This window comes from Sinorhizobium chiapasense, from assembly GCF_036488675.1.
GTDB classification, from domain to species: Bacteria; Pseudomonadota; Alphaproteobacteria; order Rhizobiales; family Rhizobiaceae; genus Sinorhizobium; species Sinorhizobium chiapasense.
In genome coordinates, this window is the sequence record NZ_CP133152.1 from 552,592 (window position 1) to 569,633 (window position 17,042).

At 61.4% G+C, this 17,042-nt stretch carries 15 protein-coding genes; 12 read left to right on the top strand and 3 right to left on the bottom strand.

The features are described 5' to 3' along the window. The first annotated feature begins 25 nt into the window (after positions 1 to 25). The 11 genes from RB548_RS27280 to RB548_RS27330 all read left to right on the top strand — a co-directional run bounded on the left by RB548_RS27280 (position 26) and on the right by RB548_RS27330 (position 13,822). The gene (locus tag RB548_RS27280; RefSeq protein WP_331376874.1) at positions 26 to 1,030 is read left to right on the top strand and encodes a Bug family tripartite tricarboxylate transporter substrate binding protein; all 1,005 of its coding nucleotides are present in this window, start codon (positions 26 to 28) and stop codon (positions 1,028 to 1,030) included. Positions 1,031 to 1,186: 156 nt separating this feature from the next. Then, positions 1,187 to 2,194: a Bug family tripartite tricarboxylate transporter substrate binding protein gene (locus RB548_RS27285; protein ID WP_331376875.1), complete on the top strand. Its 1,008-nt coding sequence runs from the start codon at positions 1,187 to 1,189 to the stop codon at positions 2,192 to 2,194. A 566-nt stretch (positions 2,195 to 2,760) separates the two neighbouring features. Beyond that, the gene (locus tag RB548_RS27290) at positions 2,761 to 3,987 is read left to right on the top strand and encodes a cupin domain-containing protein (protein WP_331376876.1); all 1,227 of its coding nucleotides are present in this window, start codon (positions 2,761 to 2,763) and stop codon (positions 3,985 to 3,987) included. Between the two features lie 156 nt (positions 3,988 to 4,143). Beyond that, positions 4,144 to 5,649 (top strand): ethanolamine ammonia-lyase reactivating factor EutA, encoded by a 1,506-nt coding sequence (locus RB548_RS27295; RefSeq protein WP_331376877.1) that lies wholly within the window; start codon positions 4,144 to 4,146, stop codon positions 5,647 to 5,649. Between the two features lie 37 nt (positions 5,650 to 5,686). Then, a complete protein-coding gene (locus tag RB548_RS27300) occupies positions 5,687 to 6,649 on the top strand; it encodes a LysR family transcriptional regulator (RefSeq protein WP_331376878.1) in 963 nt (320 codons plus the stop codon). Between the two features lie 56 nt (positions 6,650 to 6,705). Next, positions 6,706 to 8,205 carry a 2,3-bisphosphoglycerate-independent phosphoglycerate mutase gene (gpmI, locus tag RB548_RS27305; protein WP_408642496.1) on the top strand — a complete coding sequence of 500 codons (1,500 nt, stop codon included), beginning with the start codon at positions 6,706 to 6,708 and terminating at the stop codon, positions 8,203 to 8,205. A gap of 144 nt (positions 8,206 to 8,349) precedes the next feature. After that, positions 8,350 to 9,099, top strand: coding sequence for a GntR family transcriptional regulator (locus RB548_RS27310; protein WP_331376880.1), 750 nt, complete (start codon positions 8,350 to 8,352; stop codon positions 9,097 to 9,099). Positions 9,100 to 9,230: 131 nt separating this feature from the next. Then, positions 9,231 to 10,694: a putative N-acetylmannosamine-6-phosphate 2-epimerase gene (locus tag RB548_RS27315; protein ID WP_408642497.1), complete on the top strand. Its 1,464-nt coding sequence runs from the start codon at positions 9,231 to 9,233 to the stop codon at positions 10,692 to 10,694. Positions 10,695 to 10,747: 53 nt separating this feature from the next. After that, positions 10,748 to 12,079: an extracellular solute-binding protein gene (locus tag RB548_RS27320; protein ID WP_331376882.1), complete on the top strand. Its 1,332-nt coding sequence runs from the start codon at positions 10,748 to 10,750 to the stop codon at positions 12,077 to 12,079. 54 nt (positions 12,080 to 12,133) lie between these two features. Then, positions 12,134 to 13,000 (top strand): carbohydrate ABC transporter permease, encoded by an 867-nt coding sequence (locus RB548_RS27325; RefSeq protein ID WP_331376883.1) that lies wholly within the window; start codon positions 12,134 to 12,136, stop codon positions 12,998 to 13,000. Between the two features lie 3 nt (positions 13,001 to 13,003). Continuing rightward, positions 13,004 to 13,822, top strand: coding sequence for a carbohydrate ABC transporter permease (locus RB548_RS27330; RefSeq protein WP_331376884.1), 819 nt, complete (start codon positions 13,004 to 13,006; stop codon positions 13,820 to 13,822). 30 nt (positions 13,823 to 13,852) lie between these two features. Here the strand turns inward: RB548_RS27330 and RB548_RS27335 are convergent, their stop codons facing one another. Further along, positions 13,853 to 14,272: a GlcG/HbpS family heme-binding protein gene (locus tag RB548_RS27335; protein WP_331376885.1), complete on the bottom strand. Its 420-nt coding sequence runs from the start codon at positions 14,270 to 14,272 to the stop codon at positions 13,853 to 13,855. 358 nt (positions 14,273 to 14,630) lie between these two features. On the opposite strand from RB548_RS27335, the gene RB548_RS27340 reads away from it, so the two are divergent. Further along, positions 14,631 to 15,146: an acyl-CoA thioesterase gene (locus RB548_RS27340; RefSeq protein ID WP_331376886.1), complete on the top strand. Its 516-nt coding sequence runs from the start codon at positions 14,631 to 14,633 to the stop codon at positions 15,144 to 15,146. Between the two features lie 450 nt (positions 15,147 to 15,596). Here the strand turns inward: RB548_RS27340 and RB548_RS27345 are convergent, their stop codons facing one another. Together RB548_RS27345 and bdcA are read right to left on the bottom strand one after the other, a co-directional pair. Further along, entirely contained in the window at positions 15,597 to 16,034 is a 438-nt protein-coding gene (locus tag RB548_RS27345; RefSeq protein ID WP_331376887.1) for a hypothetical protein, read from the bottom strand. A gap of 247 nt (positions 16,035 to 16,281) precedes the next feature. Further along, positions 16,282 to 16,995, bottom strand: a complete 714-nt coding sequence (gene bdcA / locus RB548_RS27350) for an SDR family oxidoreductase (protein ID WP_331376888.1) — start codon at positions 16,993 to 16,995, stop codon at positions 16,282 to 16,284. Between the last annotated feature and the right edge of the window lie 47 nt (positions 16,996 to 17,042).

The following is a 17,042-nucleotide window of genomic DNA, read 5'->3' on the forward strand; positions in this document are numbered from 1 at the left end:
CGCCGAAAGGCAATGGGAGGAAACAATGGCAATTCAAACACTTCGCATCGCGGTATCGGGTGCTGCGATCTTGTCGGCACTGTGGCCAGGTCTCGCCTTGGCCGAGGACGGTGTCGAGTTCTTCAACGGTAAGACCATCAACTACATCGTCGCGACGGCGCCGGGCGGCGTTTACGACACCAACGGACGTCTTGTTGCGCAATACATGCAGAAATACCTGCCTGGCTCGACCTTCGTCGTGCAGAACATGCCGGGCGCCGGCCATCTGCTGGGCACGAACTATATCTATGCCTCCGAACCGGACGGTCTGACCTTCGGAACCTTCAATACCGGGCTGCTCTACGGTCAGCTCAGCGGCGATCCGAATATCAAATTCGACCTGACGAAGATGTCCTGGATCGGAAAGGTCGCATCCGACCCGCGGATCATTCTCGTTACCAAGGAATCCGGGATCGAAAGCTACGAACAGATGAAGGCGCTGAAGGAACCGATCAAATTCGCGACTGCCGGAAAGGGAAGCGCCTCGATGATCGAGGCGACGATGTTCGTGAAGGCGCTCAAACTGCCGATCCAGGTGGTTTCGGGCTATAACGGCAACGAGGATCAACTCGCGATGATGCGCGGCGAGGTCCAGGGTGTGATCGGGTCCCGGTCGGAATTTCAGCAGTTCGTCGATGAGGGCAAGGGTCGCTTCATCGCGCAAGTCGGCGGCACTGAAACAGACGTACCGCAACTCGCCTCGATGGTCGACGACGCGACGGCAAAGGAAGTCGTCGGCCTGATCGAGTCGCAGAGCGGGATTTCGCGGCTTTCCGCCGGCCCGGCCGGGATCCCGGAGGATCGCCTGAAGGCTCTCCGGGACGCATATAAGGCCGCCACAACCGATCCGGAATTCATCGAGAAAGCGCGTGCACTCGGTCTTCCCGTCGATCCGGCGGTCGGCGACGAGGTCGGAACGCGGGTCGAGAAGGCCTTGGACCGGGCCCCGGAGGTCATCAACGTATTGAAAGAGGCGCTCAGCGAAGGCTGATGCGCGCGAGATCACGATGACTTTGGGTCGAATCGACCCAAAGTCATATACGTGATCGATTCTAATAAGTTAGAGCGGGATGCGGGCGGAAAACCGCGCACACTTTTCCTCATCCCGCTCGGCCGAATCTTCAAGCTTCAACTGGGAGGAAAATCAATGAAATGGCATTCAATTCGCATGGCTGCTTGCGCGACTGCGGCTTTGCTTACGATCTCGACGACCGCCGCCTGGGCGCAGGAAGGCAAGGAGTTCTTCAACGGCAAGACGGTCAACTACATCGTCGCGACCGGACCGGGCGGCGGCTACGACACCAATGGCCGTCTCGTCGCGCAGTTCATGCAGAAGTATCTGCCGGGCTCGACCTTCGTCGTTCAGAACATGCCCGGCGCCGGCCACCTCATCGGAGCGAACTATATTTACGCTTCCGAGCCGGATGGCCTGACATTCGGTACCTTCAACACCGGCCTCATCTACGGACAGCTCGGCGGTGACCCCGGCATCAAATTCGACCTCGCGGACATGTCCTGGATCGGAAAGGTCGCCTCCGACCCACGCGTCATTGTCGTGACCAAGGAATCCGGCATCGAGAGCTACGAGCAGCTCAAGGCTCTGAAGGAGCCGATCCGGTTCGCGTCCGCCGGTGTCGGCAGCGCCTCCACGATCGAGACCACGATGCTGGTCAAGGCGCTCCACCTGCCGATCCAGATCGTTTCCGGCTACAACGGCAGCGACGACCAGCTTGCCATGCGCCGGGGCGAAGTTCAGGGGATCATCGCCTCGCGTTCCTCCTTCCAGCAGTTCGTGGATGAGGGCAACGGTCGCATCATCGCGCAGATCGGCGGTTCGGAGACGGACGTGCCGCAGCTCGCTTCGCTGGTCGACGATGAAGACGCCAAGAAGGTCATCGCGCTGGTGGCCTCGCAAAGCAACATTTCTCGTCTGACGGCAGGTCCGACCGGCATTCCCGAAGATCGGCTGAAGGCGTTGCGCGACGCCTACAATGCCGCCACGTCCGATCCGGAATTCTTGGAGAAGGCCAAGTCTCTCAGCCTGCCGGTGGATCCGAAGGTCGGCGACGACGTGGCGGTTACGGTCAAGGCGGCACTCGATCAGAAACCGGATGTCGTCGAGTTCCTGAAAGAGGCCCTCCTGTCGCGGAATTGAGCCTTGCGGCTTTGTGGGCGGCGGTCTTGCCGCCGCCCGTTTACCTAGCAACGCCAGAACGAGCGCGCCATCGGCGCCATGCGCGATGTGCCGGCGCCTTTCCTTGAATCAGAGCCGATGGAAAAATTATTTGCAGTTCAAAGGGTTGCACGGGATCTTTCACGCCCGAGAAGAGGCGTGGCGCTGTAGCGCGGCAAACAAAATCCTGAGGTGGACGTGAAAATCGGTGTGGTTGGAGCGGGAGAAAATGGGGTTCACGATGGCGGGCCACATGCTGGAAGAGGCTTCACGGTTTCGGCTTTCGACATCGGCGACGAGCGGCTCACCGCAGCCGTGGTGCGCGGCATTGCGGCGAGGCCTATCCTGGGCGCAGCGGGATAGCGCTCGCGCCCTCTGAAGGCGGCCTCGTCTCACGGCAGTTCGCCCTTTCGGAAGACCGCGGGCGACCGGCAGGGGTATGGTGTCGGGAAAACGCCTTTTCCGAAAACACACTACCGATGCCGGCACAAAAGACTCATAGTTCGCGCCGAATGCGGGAACGACAAAGCGAAATGAAAGTGAACCAGATGGCCAGTACAGTCGATACAACGCCGCTCAGTGGTGAACCGGTTGCGGTTCCCGATCCCGGCAACAGCAAGTTCCTTGTCGATCCCTATAAGGACTGGTCCAAGGGTGAGGGCATCCCGATCCATTTCGATCTCGGGCACGATCTGCTCGCGCTCGAAACCGGCCCGTGGGATCGCTACGACGCACGCGGCTGCTTCGCCCATACCCATGGCATGGGCGACTTCATGGCGAACTACGTGATCGAAGTGTTGCCTGGCCGCAAGACGCGGCCCGTCAAGCACCTCTATGAAGCGTTCTTCTATGCCCTGTCAGGCTATGGTTCGACGACCGTATGGCTTCCGAACGGCGAGGTCCGCACGTTCGAGTGGGGGCCGAAGGCGCTCTTTGCGATCCCGTTGAACTGCCTCTACCAGTTCAACAATGGGTCAGGTGTCGACACGGTCCGCCTCTCCTGCACCAACAACGCGCCGCTGACCATCAATCTCTATCACAACCTTGATTTCGTCTTCGACAATGACTTCGCCTTCAAGGACCGCATCGGCCAGGCCAAGCATTTTGAAGGCGAGGGTGCGCTTTATTCCTATGGCTTGGAATCGGCGCGAAAGGTCCAGAACATCTGGGAGACCAACTTCGTCCACGATCTGACGAGCTTCAAGCTCTACGAATTCGAGGGACGCGGCAAAGGTTCGCTCAACGTCAATTTCGTGCTGGCCGACGGAACGATGCATTCCCACGTTTCGCAGATGCCGGTCGGTCGCTACAAGAAGGCGCACCGCCACGCCGCAGGAACGCACGTGCACGCCGTCGACGGCGAGGGGTACTCGCTGATGTGGTACGAGGGAGACTCCGAGTTCAAGGAAATCCCGTGGCGCCACGGCTTCATGTATACGCCGCCGTTCTGGATGTACCATCAGCATTTCAACACCTGCGATCAGCCGGCGCGCTACGTCGCCTGCAGCCTCGGCAGCCGGCGCTACCCGTTCATCTCGCTGCGGCGCAAAAGTGCGGAAGGCGGCGGTGCGACGTCGGTCAAGGACGGTGGACGGCAGATCGAATACGAGGATCAGGATCCGCGCGTACACCGTAAGTTCCTTGAGGAGTTGCAGAAGACCGGTGTTCCCTCTGCAATGGGCGACATCTTCGACGAGGCGGCGATCATGGCTCTGCCGAAGGAAAGCCTGACGGGCGTCATCCAGACGCCGATTCTTGCCGGTCCGGCCACCTAGGCGGTGCGGATCAGTACGGCCGGGTGGGTGAGGCCCGGCATCACTGCAAGATTCCTTAAACCGGAACCGCTTTAAGGACAAAATCATGCAGCATTTCATAGTTCTACAGCGCCGGCGCGCGTCTGGCGCGGGCGCTGCAGCGGCAGGAGGAGTTGCGTGCACGATCTCGATTTCGACCACGAGCATGACAGTCTGTCTGACAGCGAACGTCAGCAGATCGCGGACTGGCTGTGGAAGCAGGAAACCGTCGATCTGTTGACGGTCGGCATCGATATCGGCAGTTCCACGTCTCACCTGCTGTTTGCAAACGTTGTCCTGCGGCGGGAGACGGACGATCTTTCCAGCCGTTTCGTCGTCGTCGACCGGCGGGTGGTCTGGCGCTCGCCGATCCTGCTGACGCCGTTTCTGCCGGATGGAACGATCGATGCGCACGAGTTGCGGCACTTCTTTCAGCATTGCTACCACGACGCGGGTTACAAACGCAGCCACATAGACACCGGCGCCGTCATTCTGACCGGCGAGGCGATCAAGCGAAAGAATGCGCGCGCGATCGATGAGATCTTTGCAAACGAATCCGGACGCTTCGTTTGCGCAACCGCCGGCCACAAGCTCGAATGCATGCTCGCGGCTCATGGTTCGGGCGCGACGGCGCTGTCGAAGAAAAGGGACGCCTGCGGCTTGCACGTCGACATCGGCGGCGGCACGACCAAGCTTGCTTTGATCGACAAGGGAGAAATCGTAAGCGTTGCGGCCTTCGCCGTCGGCGGGCGATTGCTGGCACAGGATAGCCAGGGCACCTGGTCGCGCATCGACGATTCAGCCAGGATCGTTGCCGAGGAACTTGGCCTCGGCACGGATCCCGCGACGATTGCCGACGCCGAGAACCGCCGTGCCATTGCAAAGCGCCTGGCGGCGATCGCCGTCGATGAAATTCTCGGCGAGCCGCTCGACGCGCTCGGCCAGCGCCTCCTCCTGACGGAACCTCTCGAACGCACGGTCCAGCCGGCCTACATCACCTTTTCCGGCGGCGTCTCGGAGTACATTTTCGACTACGAGCCGAATGACCATGGCGATATAGCGCGCGATCTTGCCAACGAAATCGTGGCGCAGCTCAAGCCCCGCATCGATATACCGATCGTCGATGCCGGGCAACGCATTCGTGCGACCGTCATCGGCGCCTCGCAATTCACCGTGCAAGTTAGCGGCAAGACGCTCTACATGAACGGCGCGGACGCTCTGCCGAAACACAACATCCCTGTGGTCCATCTCGGGAAGACGCTTTCCGAAGATATCGATCCGGAGGAAATCGCCGCTGCATTCCGCGAGAGTGCCGACAGGCAGGATCACGATGTTTCCGCGATGACGGCGCTCGCGTTTTCATGGACAGGGCCGCCGGACTACCAGCGCCTTCTCGCGATGGCAAAGGCGATCAAGATGGTTGCCGCGCCGGAGGGCGAGCGCAAGGAGTTGCTGGTGCTGATGATCGATGGCGACGTCGGCCAGACGATCGGCCGGATCCTCGACCGGGAGCTTGGTATCCAGTCTCACCTGATCTCCATCGACGGTGTGCGGCTCAAGGATTTGGATTTCGTCGATCTCGGCGAGTTTATGAACCCGCCGGGGGTCATTCCCGTTGTTATCAAGTCGCTGCTCTTTTCTTGAATTGTCCCCGGCGCAGAGTTGTGCCAAGACGCCGGAGATGATCAAGTCTTCCGACATGCCGAGATCGAGCTTTGACGGGCTCGATCTCAATGACATCGTGATCTTCACACGCGTGGTGCAGCATGGCAGCTTCACCACGGCGGCAAAGCTCTTTGGGAAATCGCCGTCCTACATGAGCAAGCACGTCTCCCAGCTCGAGGAGGCGTTGAAGCTCACCCTGCTTAACCGCTCGACCCATGCCGTCTTTCTGACCGATGCCGGCAGCGTCTTCTTCGATCATTGCACGCGCATCCTTGCCGAGATCGACGCGGCGAAGGCGGATGCGAGTGGGCTCAGCAGCGAACTGATCGGCACGCTGCGGGTTCACAGCACGCCGGGCGTCGGCCAGGCGCTCGTTGCGCCGGCGATCGTCGATTTCACCGCGCGATATCCTTCGATAAAGGTCGAGCTCACCGTCAGCGCCTACTCGGTGAATCTCATGGAACGCGGCGTGGACGTCGTGATAGGCAGCCGCGATTTCGATGACGACGAGTCCTTCCACACCGGTCTCTTCGAGCGCAAGCTCGGGCCGGCGCCCTATGTCATTTGCGCCGCGCCTTCCTACTTTGCCGAGCGGCCGAGGCCGCGCAAGCCGGCCGACCTTCGAGAACATAACTGCCTGATCCACACGACGCAGAAGCCCGATCCGCGGACCTGGAGCGCGCGCTTCGATGACGAAGAGATCACCGTGCAGGTGGACGGCACGTTCCATTCGAATTTCGAGAGCGCGATCTTGCTAGGGGCGCTTCAGGGCGCGGGCATTGCCCGTCTTCCCCTTTACAGCGTCGTCGAGGAAATCCGTGCCGGCAGGCTGCTTTCAGTTTTCGACGGCGAAATCGTCTCGCACCGTGTGATCAAGGCGTTCTATCCACGCAGCCGCTTCGTGCCGAAGAAGCTTCGGGCATTCCTGGCTATCCTGGAAGCGCGGCTGAAGGATGCGATGCGGCCCGGTGCGGAATGACTTCGGGACTGAAACGATAGGGGGTTACCTTGGCTGAGAAGAAACCGACCGTCCTGATGATCCTGGACGGATGGGGCTGGCGCGAAGAAACGGTGGGCAACGCCGTCCTGCTCGCGAGGACGCCGAACTTCGATCGCTTGTGGGCGACGTGTCCGCATGCGTTCCTGACAACCCATGGCCCCGCGGTCGGCTTGCCCGAGGGGCAGATGGGCAATTCCGAGGTGGGACATCTGAATATCGGAGCGGGGCGCATCGTGATGCAGGAGCTGCCGCGTATCGATGCCGCGATCACCGACGGCACCCTGCGCGTTCTGCTCGCCGAAAGCGGGATGCCGGACACGCTGAAGCGGTCGGGTGGCGCATGCCATATCCTCGGACTCGTTTCTCCGGGCGGCGTGCATTCCCACATGGACCATGTCGCGGCGGCCGCCCGGGAGCTCGCGAGCCTCGGCGTGCGGCCGATTATTCATGCCTTTACCGACGGCCGTGATACGCAACCGGGGCAGGCGGCGGCGTATCTCCGCCAACTCACTGAGAAGCTTCCGGACGGTGCTACCGTTGCCACGGTCAGCGGCCGGTTCTTTGCGATGGACAGGGATAGCCGCTGGGACCGGGTCAGGCTCGCCTACGAGTCGATCGCCTCGGGCCAGGGCGTTCGTGCCGGTACGGCAGAGGAGGCGATCGCTCTTGCCGCCGCCGAGGGCAAGACGGACGAATTCATTCCGCCGAGCGTCGTCGGCGACTATGCCGGTATTCGCGACGGAGACGCAATCCTCTGCGCGAACTTCCGTTCGGATCGTGTGCGCGAGATCCTGGCTGCCCTGACGCTTCCGGATTTTGATGGCTTCGATCGGGGCCGGAGGCCCGAACTGTCGGCCGCCGTTGGAATGGTCTCCTATGGATCAGAGCTCGACCCATATATGCCCACCTTGTTTCCCCCTCAGCGTCTCGATGACGGATTGAGCGAGACGGTCGCAAAGGCGGGGAAGACGCAAGTCCACCTGGCGGAAACGGAAAAGTACCCGCACGTAACGTATTTTCTGAACGGCGGGCGCGAGGCGGCATACCAACACGAGGATCGTATCCTCGTACCTTCGCCGAAAGTGGCCACCTATGACCTGCAACCCGCCATGTCGGCCCCGGAACTGACGACAAAGGTCGTTGCTGCGATCGAGAGCGGGGACTACGACCTGGTGGTCGTCAACTTTGCCAATCCCGACATGGTCGGCCATACCGGCAAGCTCGATGCGGCCATTCTCGCCGTGGAGACGGTCGACAGGGCACTCGGTGAAATCGATGCGACCGTTGCCCGTGCGGGCGGGTCGATGCTGGTCATCGCCGACCACGGTAACTGCGAGACGATGATCGATCCCGAAAACGGGGAGCCGCACACGGCCCACACCGTCAATCCGGTGCCAGTCCTGCTGTCGGCCGCGTCACCTGGCGCGCGCCTGCGCGACGGTATTCTCGCCGATGTCGCTCCTACCATTCTGGCGCTCATGGGGATCCGGCAGCCAGAGGCGATGACGGGCCGTGCGCTCTTTGCGGATCGATGATCTTCCTCGCGGAAAAGACGTGGCGGCGCAGCGGCGAAATGAACTCCGCGCGGGCCTGTTTGCGCTGAGGGGATAATACCAGTATAGCTCCAGCTGGCGTTTGTGGACGAAATCCACAGGCGGTTCGATTTGCATGGAGCGGCAATGGAAACCGATATCTTCATCGAACTGGTGGGCAAGGAACTTGCCGGCGCGGCGCCCGGTTCACCGCTCTACAAGCGATTGAAGTCGGCAATCGAGGCCGCAATCCGCTGCAACGCTCTGAGAGCGGGTGCAGCCCTGCCGGGAGAGCGCGTTATTGCCGATGCATTTTCGCTCTCCCGCGTGACCGTGCGAAAAGCGCTGGCGCTGCTTGATGAGGAGGGGCTGCTCAATCGCCGGCATGGCTTTCGCACGGAGGTTGGATCGCGCGTCGAAAAATCCCTGTCGACGCTGACGAGTTTTTCCGAGGACATACGCGCACGCGGCTTGACGCCCGGATGCGTCTGGCTTTCCAAGCAGATAAGCCGTCCGTCGCCGGCCGAGATGATGGCTTTGGGGGTTGCCGGCAACGTCAATGTCGTTCGCATGAAGCGGGTGCGAACCGCCGATTCCGTGCCGATCGCCGTCGAGATTTCCGCGGTGCCAGTCCGCTTCCTGCCGTCGCCGGATCTCGTCGGAGATTCCCTCTATGAGGCATTGGAGGCGCGTGGCTTTCTGCCTCAGCGCGCGTTCCAAAGAATGCGGTCGAGAGCAGCCAGCGAGGAAGATGCCCAGCACCTCAACTGCGACCCCGGCGCGCCGCTGCTGATGACCGAGCGGCGCTGTTTTCTGGGGGACGGTCAGATCGTCGAATATTGCGAGACGCGCTACAAGGGCGACGTCTACGACTTCGTGTTCGAGCTGCAGCGGTAATACCAGTCATAAACTGGTTGTAATCTGGTATTTTCCATCTATCGTGATGCCGAAGGGGAGTGTCACGATTGCAGCGCGAAGACTTGAAGAACGGCCTGATCGTCTCATGCCAGCCGGTTCCGGCCGGCCCGATGGACAATGCCGAATTCGTGACCGGATTCGCCAAGGCGGCGATCGATGCCGGCGCTCGGGCGCTTCGGATTGAATCCGTCGCCTATGTCAGGGCTGTACGTTCCGCCGTAACCGTGCCGATCATCGGTATCGTCAAGCGCGATCTTTCCGACAGCCCCGTGCGCATCACGCCGCATGTCTCCGACGCCGAGGCCCTTGCAGATGCCGGTGCGGACGTCGTTGCTTTCGATGCGACGCACCGGGTGCGCCCGGCCGGGATCGAGGAACTGGTCCGGGCCATAAAGGCGAAGGGCAAGCTGACGATGGCCGATTGCGCCTCGCTGGAGGATGCCGAGCACGCGCTCGCTGCCGGTGCAGACTTCGTCGGCACGACCCTCTCCGGATATGTGGGCGGCCCCGAACCGGTCGATCCGGACATGGACCTCATTGCGGCCATGCGGAGGTTCACGCCTTATGTCATTGCCGAGGGACGCATCCGCTCGCCGGAACAGGCGGCTGCCGCCGTCAAAGCCGGTGCCTATGCCGTCGTGGTCGGGTCGGCCATAACCCGCACGGAGCACGTAACGTCGTGGTTTCATGAAGCTTTGGCGAAAGCCTACACCAGACAGGAAGGAAGGTCGGCGGAAACCGTGCTCGCTGTCGACATAGGCGGCACGAAAACGATGGCGGCACTGGTCAAAGGCGCCGCCATTGTCGACGAGATCCTCATCCCGACGGGGCGCGGCGCCGGGCCTGACGTATGGCTCGGCGCTATTGCCGAGAAGACGGACGAATGGCGCGGCCGTTATGCCCGCATCGGCTTTGCAGTCACCGGGATCGTCAAGGACGGGCGCTGGTCGGCACTCAATCCGGCGACGCTCGGCATTCCCGACGGCTATCCCCTGGTCGATAAGGCGACACGCCTTTTCGGCAAACCGGTCTTCGCCATGAACGACGCGCAGGCAGCCGCCTGGGGCGAATACAGGTACGGCGCCGGCTCCGGTGAAAACCTCGTCTTTCTGACCATCTCGACCGGCATCGGTGGCGGGATCGTCATCAACGGACGGCCGCTTCCGGGGCTTGCAGGTCATTTCGGTCTCATTCGCGGCCCGTCGCAGGGGCTGTCGCCGTTGGAAGATGAGACGTCTGGCCGTTGGATCGCCGCCGAGGCGCTGACGGCCGGCCATGAGGCGGACGCCACCGAGGTTTTCGAAAAAGCGAGACAGGGAGAGCCATGGGCGCGAGCGATCGTTTCGCAATCGACGTTGCGCGCGGCAACCCTCTGCCGCGACATCCAGTTGGTGCTCGATCCGAACCAGATCGTCATCGGCGGCGGCATCGGGCTTGCTGCCGGCTACATCGCTGAGATGCGCGAACATCTTAAGGACGTTGAACCGCGCCTCGCCCCGCGTCTTGTCGCGGCCAAGCTAGGCAGCCGCGCCGGCATCATCGGCGTCGCCGACCTCGCCGGAGAGGGCGGATAGCGACGCTGCTTCGCATGCATTCGAACCGCCAAAATATAAGAAAGGGAACAACGATGAAACTGAACAGGACGTCTTTTTCGGCTGCGGCCGTTCTTCTCGCAAGCGTTGCCCTGCCGGGTATATCCCATGCAACGGTCACAGTCCTCGGTTGGCCGGGCGGTTCGGAGGAGACGGCCCTGCGCGCGACAGTCGAGGCCTATAACGCCCAGTCGGGCATTGCCGACGCCGACAAGGTCGAACTGCTCTTCTTCAACCGCGACGGCTTCTTCGACAAATTGCAGGCGGACATGGCGGCTGGCTCCAACGCCTTCGATGTTAATCTCGTCGCGACCTATTCGGTCGGCCGCTACGCGCCCTACATGGAACCGGTCGATCTCGGCGCCGATGCGGGCAAGGTGTTCGGCGAGTCCGTGCTGAAGACGATGCAGTTCGATGGCAAGCAGTATGGCGTGCCGACCGATCTGTCGCTGCATTTCATGTATTACCGCAAGGATCTCGTCGACGCGCTGATGCAGGACAATGCCGCCAAGAAGAAATATGCTGAAATCGCCAAGGAACACCTAGGCAAGGATCTGCAGCCGAAGGATCCGGACAGCTGGACCTGGGACGATTGGGCGGCGACGACACTTTATTTCAGCAAGCAGGTGAATTCCGAAAGCCCGGTACGCTACGGCACGGTGCTGCAGATGAAGAACCTGCTTTTCAACATGATGGTCTTCCAGTCGCTGCCGCGCTCCTATGGTGCGGACTGGATGGACAAGGACGGCAACGTCACCGTCGATTCCGACGCGTACAGGACCGGACTGGAACTTTACAAGAAGCTCTATGACGCCGGTGCCTCGCCGAAAGATTCGCTGAGCTACGAATATGCGGAGACAAACGCGGCCTATGGTGCCGGCCAGGCGGCGACGGCGCTGCAATGGAATGCCGCGGCGGCTGATTTGACCAATGCGGAAAAGACCCCTGCGGTTGCTGCAGTCACCGGGATCGTCGCGCCTCCGGCCGGCCCGAATGGTCGCGCCGACCATATCCACGGCCTCGGTCTTGGCCTCAACAAGAATGCCAAGAACAAGGAGGGCGCCGTCAAGTTCCTGAAATGGCTGGCCACCGAAGATGCGGCTCTGCTCTATGCCCGCAGCCGCGGCTCGCCGGCGCTTGCCCCCGATGTTGCGGCCAAGGTTTCAAAGGAGCGGCCGGACCTCGTCAAGCTCGGGGAATTCGCCAGCCAATACGGCTACGTGATGAATGGCGCCACCTCGGCAAATGCGCTTTCGATCTACGAGCTGCAGGCCAAGGAATTCACCGGTTACTGGGCCGGCCAGCAAAGTCTCGAAGATGCGCTGGCGCACACCAAGACCGGGATGCAGGATCTGCTGAAGAAATAATTCCAGCCGGACGCCGGGCAAAAGCCTGGCGTCCGGTGCATCTGGCGGATGGAAATGGCTATCGTAAACCGCGCCGAAGGCAGAGCCTATCTCACACCGCTCGTGGGTTTCCTGCTGTTTTTTCTGGGTTTTCCTGCGGCGGTCAATCTCGTCTATTCGATTTCGACGGTCTCCTTCGAGACATTGCGCAGTCCGAGCCTCAGCGGCTTCGGCAATTACGCCGCGGTGCTTGCCGACCGTGAATTCTGGGGCGCCGTCTCCTTTTCCATGCGCTTCGGTGTGCTGACGGCCGTTGCAGAATGCTTGATCGGACTTTTTCTTGCGGTCTTCCTTACACCGCTTCTCGCCAAGCGCTCCTATCTGATGGCTCCGTTGATGCTGCCGCTGATGGTCGCGCCGGCGATGATCGGCCTCATGTATCGGCTTGTCTTGCACGAGTTCGCCGGCCCGGTGCCCTATTACCTGTTCGAATGGTTCGGCGACAGCCCGGCCTTCCTCGACGTCGAGAACGCCTTCCGCACGCTGCTTGTCGTCGAAATCCTGCAGTGGACGCCATTCGCCTTCCTGCTCTTTTACATGGCCTATGCCGCGATACCGCTCGAGGTCCGCGAGGCCGCCTCGCTCGATGGCGCGTCGGCTCTGAAGGCGCTCTGGTGGATCGAACTGCCATTGATGCTGCCGACGCTGGTGATTGCCTTCTTCATCCGTTTCATCGACGGCTTCCGAGTCTTCGACAACGTCTATGCACTCACCGGCAGCGGAGCGGGCGGATCGACGACCTCGCTCTCGATCTACATCTACCAGGCCTTCTTCAAGGGCGGGGCGATCGGCAAGGCTGTTGCGGCATCCGTCGTCCTATTCCTGGCGTCGCTCGCCGTGCTTTACGGTCTCAACTGGATAACCGGCCGCGGGAGGCGCTGACCGATGCTCAATCTCATGCGCTGGCTTGTCTTCTCGATCGCCGTGCTCGCGATGAACTTTCCCGTCATCGTCACGATGATCACGTCGTTCAAGAGCGCGCGCGAACTATCGTTCAATCCCGGTTTCTGGATCGGCGAACCGACGCTTGAGAATTACACGCGGGTGCTTGGCGAGACCGATCGGTTCAACATCTACGGCTATCTCTTCAACAGCACCGTCGCCTCCCTGATCGGTACGGGCGTGGCGATCGCGCTCGCCTTTCCGGCGGCCTACGCCATCGCTCGCAGCGAGGCGGGGAAACGCACGCTGCTGCCGCTCATCATCAATTTGCGCGCCGTGCCGCTCATCATTTTCGCGATCCCTCTCTATATGATGTACCAGTGGCTGGGGCTGCTCGACACGCAGCTCGGCCTCGGCCTGATCCTGACGATCGTCAACACACCGCTGGCGCTCGTCATCCTCGTCAATGCGATCTCCGACGTGCCGTCCGAACTGGATGAGGCGGCAAAAATGGACGGCGCCAGCTCCTGGCAAGTCATGCTGATGATCATCCGCCCGGTGGTGCGCCCGGCGCTCGTCACGACGTTCATCTTCGGGTTCATCACGGCCTGGAACGAATTCCTTTTCGGCCTGATGCTGACGACGAGCCGGGCGGTGCCGATGACGGTCGGAGCGTCGTTCTTCTTCGCCGCGAGCGGGGGCGGCGTGCAGTGGGGCACCGCCTCCGCCGTCATGGTGCTTGGGGCGCTGCCTCCCGCCTTGCTGGGCCTGTTGATGTATCGGCAGATCTCGGCTTCTTTGACGGGTGCGGTCAAAGGTTAGGCCGGCGACTGCGGTGCGGTACTCGACTGCTCAGACCGGATCGGCGCCGATTGCCTTCAACGCGGCGCGTGCCACTTCGAAATCCTGATCTCCCGTGCCGGAACCGACGCCGATGGCGCCGGCGAGTTTCCCGCCGAAGCGAATGGGCAGGCCGCCCGCAAGATGCGTCACGCCGCCCTGCGATGCGATCCCGGCGGCAACACCGAACTCGACGGGCATTGCGCCTGTCGGTGCGTTGATCGACGCTGCGGTGCGCGCCTTGGCGCGGGCCGTATGCATGCTCAGATATTTCGCGCCGTCCATGCGGATGCTGGCGATCGTCTCGCCGCTCGCGTCGACGATGAAGACGCATTGCGGAACGCCGATGCTTTCTGCGTGGCGCACGGCCGCCGAGAGCGCGTCCATTGCGCCTTCGTGTGCAAGGCTGATCGTTTCTCTGTAGTTTGCCATCGTTCTATCCCTGTTTCGCCGTGACACTACAACGACAAGCGAAAGTGAGAATGCTCGTGTTCGGCGAAGCACTTTTGCTGCCGGGGAACAAGTCAGAGTGCGGCGATGGGCTTGGCGAACGGAGACTGATGTCGCGATCTGCGAGCAAGGAGGTCGCGGCGTTGGCGCGTGGGGCGACAATCTAAAGCATTCGCCGATCAGCCGTCGGGATCGTAAAAATCAGACAGGCGCTATCGATGTCTATCGTTAAATCGTCGCCGATTTAAGGATAGAAACATCTGGCGATTTAAAGTGCTGCGTCCCTTGCGCATCGGATTGCGCGCGCGGCTATTGTGGTGAAAACGAAAGGGTGGGACTCATGACATCGACGGAACAGGATGCGCGACGCCTTGAAATGACGGTTCTGATGACGCCGGATATGGCCAACTTCAGTGGCAAGGTTCATGGCGGTGCGCTCCTGAACCTGCTCGATCGCGTGGCCTTTTCCTGTGCCTCGCGCTTTTCCAAGCAATATGCGGTGACGTTGTCCGTCGACCAGGTGATCTTCAAGGAGCCCATCCACGTGGGCGAACTGGTGACCTTCCGCGCCTCGATCAACTATGCCGGCCGGACCTCCATGGAGGTCGGCATTCGCGTGGAGGCGGAAGATATCCGTGCCGGTACCCGGCGGCATACGAACTCCTGCTACTTCACGATGGTTGCCGTAGACAGCGGGGGCCGCCCGGTGGAAGTGCCGCAGTGGCGTCCCGAGACGGCGACGGATCAGCGCCGACATCGCGCAGCCGAGTTGCGCCGGACGCTGAGGCGCGAGTTTGCCACCCGACTGGAGGCGGTGGCGCAAACCGGTCGCGACGTGGAGGGGGCGGGGGACTAGATCGTTTCATTGTTTCTTTGAAACACAGTGAAATGATCTAACTCTTTGAAATTACGCAATTCCGGACGGAAAACCGTTACACACTTTTCCTGGAATTGCTCTAAGACAATGGCACGGCAGAAGGCGCGATCCCGACGTGACGCTGTTTAGTTGCGCGTTGTGATCGCCGCACGAGCGGTATTCCGTTTGCGAAATGATGTTGGCTTATCTCGCGGGACCACAGCGGCCAATTCCCACTCAATTCCCACTCATGGGGAAATCCCGGGGAAATCCCGCGCGCATGAAGAGGCGGGGCCACAGACGGGCCCCGAACCCAGGAGACCAAACGCTCTCATCCCGGCCGAAGCGGCCGGGTTGATGTAAGTGAGCCAGCCATAAGCATCTGCTTTGCGGTCAGGCCAAGCGGCCAGCCGCTTCAACCATCAGCCCGCAGAGCGTGGCCGGCTGGCCTCAACCGACAAATATAGCGCGCAAACGCGCGAACAGGCCTGTCTGCTTGCCGGCTATCGCCGAGCGGATGTGACGGGCTGCCGTCGCAGCGCTCACCGTAGCGCCGAAGTGGCAATAGCAGATAACCCTGTGCAGTTGCTCATCGCTCAGTTCGAAGAACCGCTTTGCTTCGCCATAAGTGTCATTTTCCATTCCGGCAGCGCGCAGGACGGGATCCTTGAATGCGACCGAGATCGGCGAGTCGTCGCCGCGCATAGTCGCACGCACTCTGGCCGGCTGATACTCGGTCTCGTGCAGCGTCGAGAGGTGTCTGTGCGGGATTTGTTCCAGGAGTTCCGCCCAGCGTTCCAGACGCTCTGCGCGCGTTGTAACCCGGCGCGGGAAGTCCTGTTTGACCTCTGCGACGATCTGCAGTTGCTCGAGTGCATGGTGCTTCATTTTGGCCTCCATTCAGACGATAGTTGCTCCGCCCCAGTTCCGAATTCAGCCCGCTATAAAGGTGACTCTTGCGGGTCCCGAAGTCCAATCACGATGTGTGCTGGAGGGCCGCCTTCACCAAAATGTGCAGCCTTAGCAACGGCGTGGCCGTGTCGCGCGTCCATTTTGTGCGTATCCGGGGTTATTGCCGACACGCCACGACCCCGTGCCCGGTCGCAACCGCTGCACGGGGCAGGATCGCGGCGCCTTAGGCGCCAAAGCCGCCGTCGATCGTATGAAGCGCTCCGGTCGTGAAGCCGGCTTCGGGGCCGGCGAGATAGGCTGCAAGACCGGCGACTTCCTCCGGGCGGCCATGGCGCTTGATCGCCATGAAGCTGTGCATGAAATCGCTCATCGGCCCGTCTTCCGGATTCATGTCCGTCGATGTCGGACCGGGCTGGATGACATTGACCGTTATGCCTTTGGCGCCAAAATCGCGGGCGAGACCACGGGCCATGCCCTGCACGGCCGACTTGGTCAGCGCATAAGCGGCACCGCCGGCGAAGGGCATTCGGTCGCCGTTTACCGAACCGACGATGATGATGCGACCGCCTTCGGGCATCTGGCGCGCGGCCTCGACCGCCGCGTGATAAGGTGCGCGTACATTCACGTCGATCATCCGGTCGACGGCATCCGCATCCACCTCGAGCGGATCGCCGAGCACCAGGGTCCCTGCGTTCACGACGAGTACGTCAAGCGCGCCTTGATCCTTCACGACCTTGATGACGGCATCACGGTCCGCGGCATCCGATCGGATTGCAGTCGAGCCCGTTTCCGAGGCGAGTACCTTTGCCGCGTCGGTTGCCCCAGCATAGGTGAACGCAACAGTTGCGCCTTCACTGGCGAAGCGCCGGACAATCGCCGCACCGATCCCGCGGCTGCCGCCGATGACCAAGATTTTCTTTCCATTGAAATTTGCCATTGTTCGCTCCTTGAGAAAAAATGTAGTAAGCACTACATAATATGGGC

Coding starts and splice junctions, on each gene's coding strand:
- RB548_RS27330 (WP_331376884.1), top strand. CDS start 13,004: ATGCTCAATCTCATGCGCTGGCTTGTCTTCTCGATCGCCGTGCTCGCG.
- bdcA (WP_331376888.1), bottom strand. CDS start 16,995: ATGGCAAATTTCAATGGAAAGAAAATCTTGGTCATCGGCGGCAGCCGC.
- RB548_RS27290 (WP_331376876.1), top strand. CDS start 2,761: ATGGCCAGTACAGTCGATACAACGCCGCTCAGTGGTGAACCGGTTGCG.
- RB548_RS27310 (WP_331376880.1), top strand. CDS start 8,350: ATGGAAACCGATATCTTCATCGAACTGGTGGGCAAGGAACTTGCCGGC.
- RB548_RS27280 (WP_331376874.1), top strand. CDS start 26: ATGGCAATTCAAACACTTCGCATCGCGGTATCGGGTGCTGCGATCTTG.
- RB548_RS27300 (WP_331376878.1), top strand. CDS start 5,687: ATGATCAAGTCTTCCGACATGCCGAGATCGAGCTTTGACGGGCTCGAT.
- RB548_RS27325 (WP_331376883.1), top strand. CDS start 12,134: ATGGCTATCGTAAACCGCGCCGAAGGCAGAGCCTATCTCACACCGCTC.
- RB548_RS27320 (WP_331376882.1), top strand. CDS start 10,748: ATGAAACTGAACAGGACGTCTTTTTCGGCTGCGGCCGTTCTTCTCGCA.
- RB548_RS27335 (WP_331376885.1), bottom strand. CDS start 14,272: ATGGCAAACTACAGAGAAACGATCAGCCTTGCACACGAAGGCGCAATG.
- RB548_RS27340 (WP_331376886.1), top strand. CDS start 14,631: ATGACATCGACGGAACAGGATGCGCGACGCCTTGAAATGACGGTTCTG.
- RB548_RS27285 (WP_331376875.1), top strand. CDS start 1,187: ATGAAATGGCATTCAATTCGCATGGCTGCTTGCGCGACTGCGGCTTTG.
- RB548_RS27315 (WP_408642497.1), top strand. CDS start 9,231: ATGGACAATGCCGAATTCGTGACCGGATTCGCCAAGGCGGCGATCGAT.
- RB548_RS27345 (WP_331376887.1), bottom strand. CDS start 16,034: ATGAAGCACCATGCACTCGAGCAACTGCAGATCGTCGCAGAGGTCAAA.
- gpmI (WP_408642496.1), top strand. CDS start 6,706: ATGATCCTGGACGGATGGGGCTGGCGCGAAGAAACGGTGGGCAACGCC.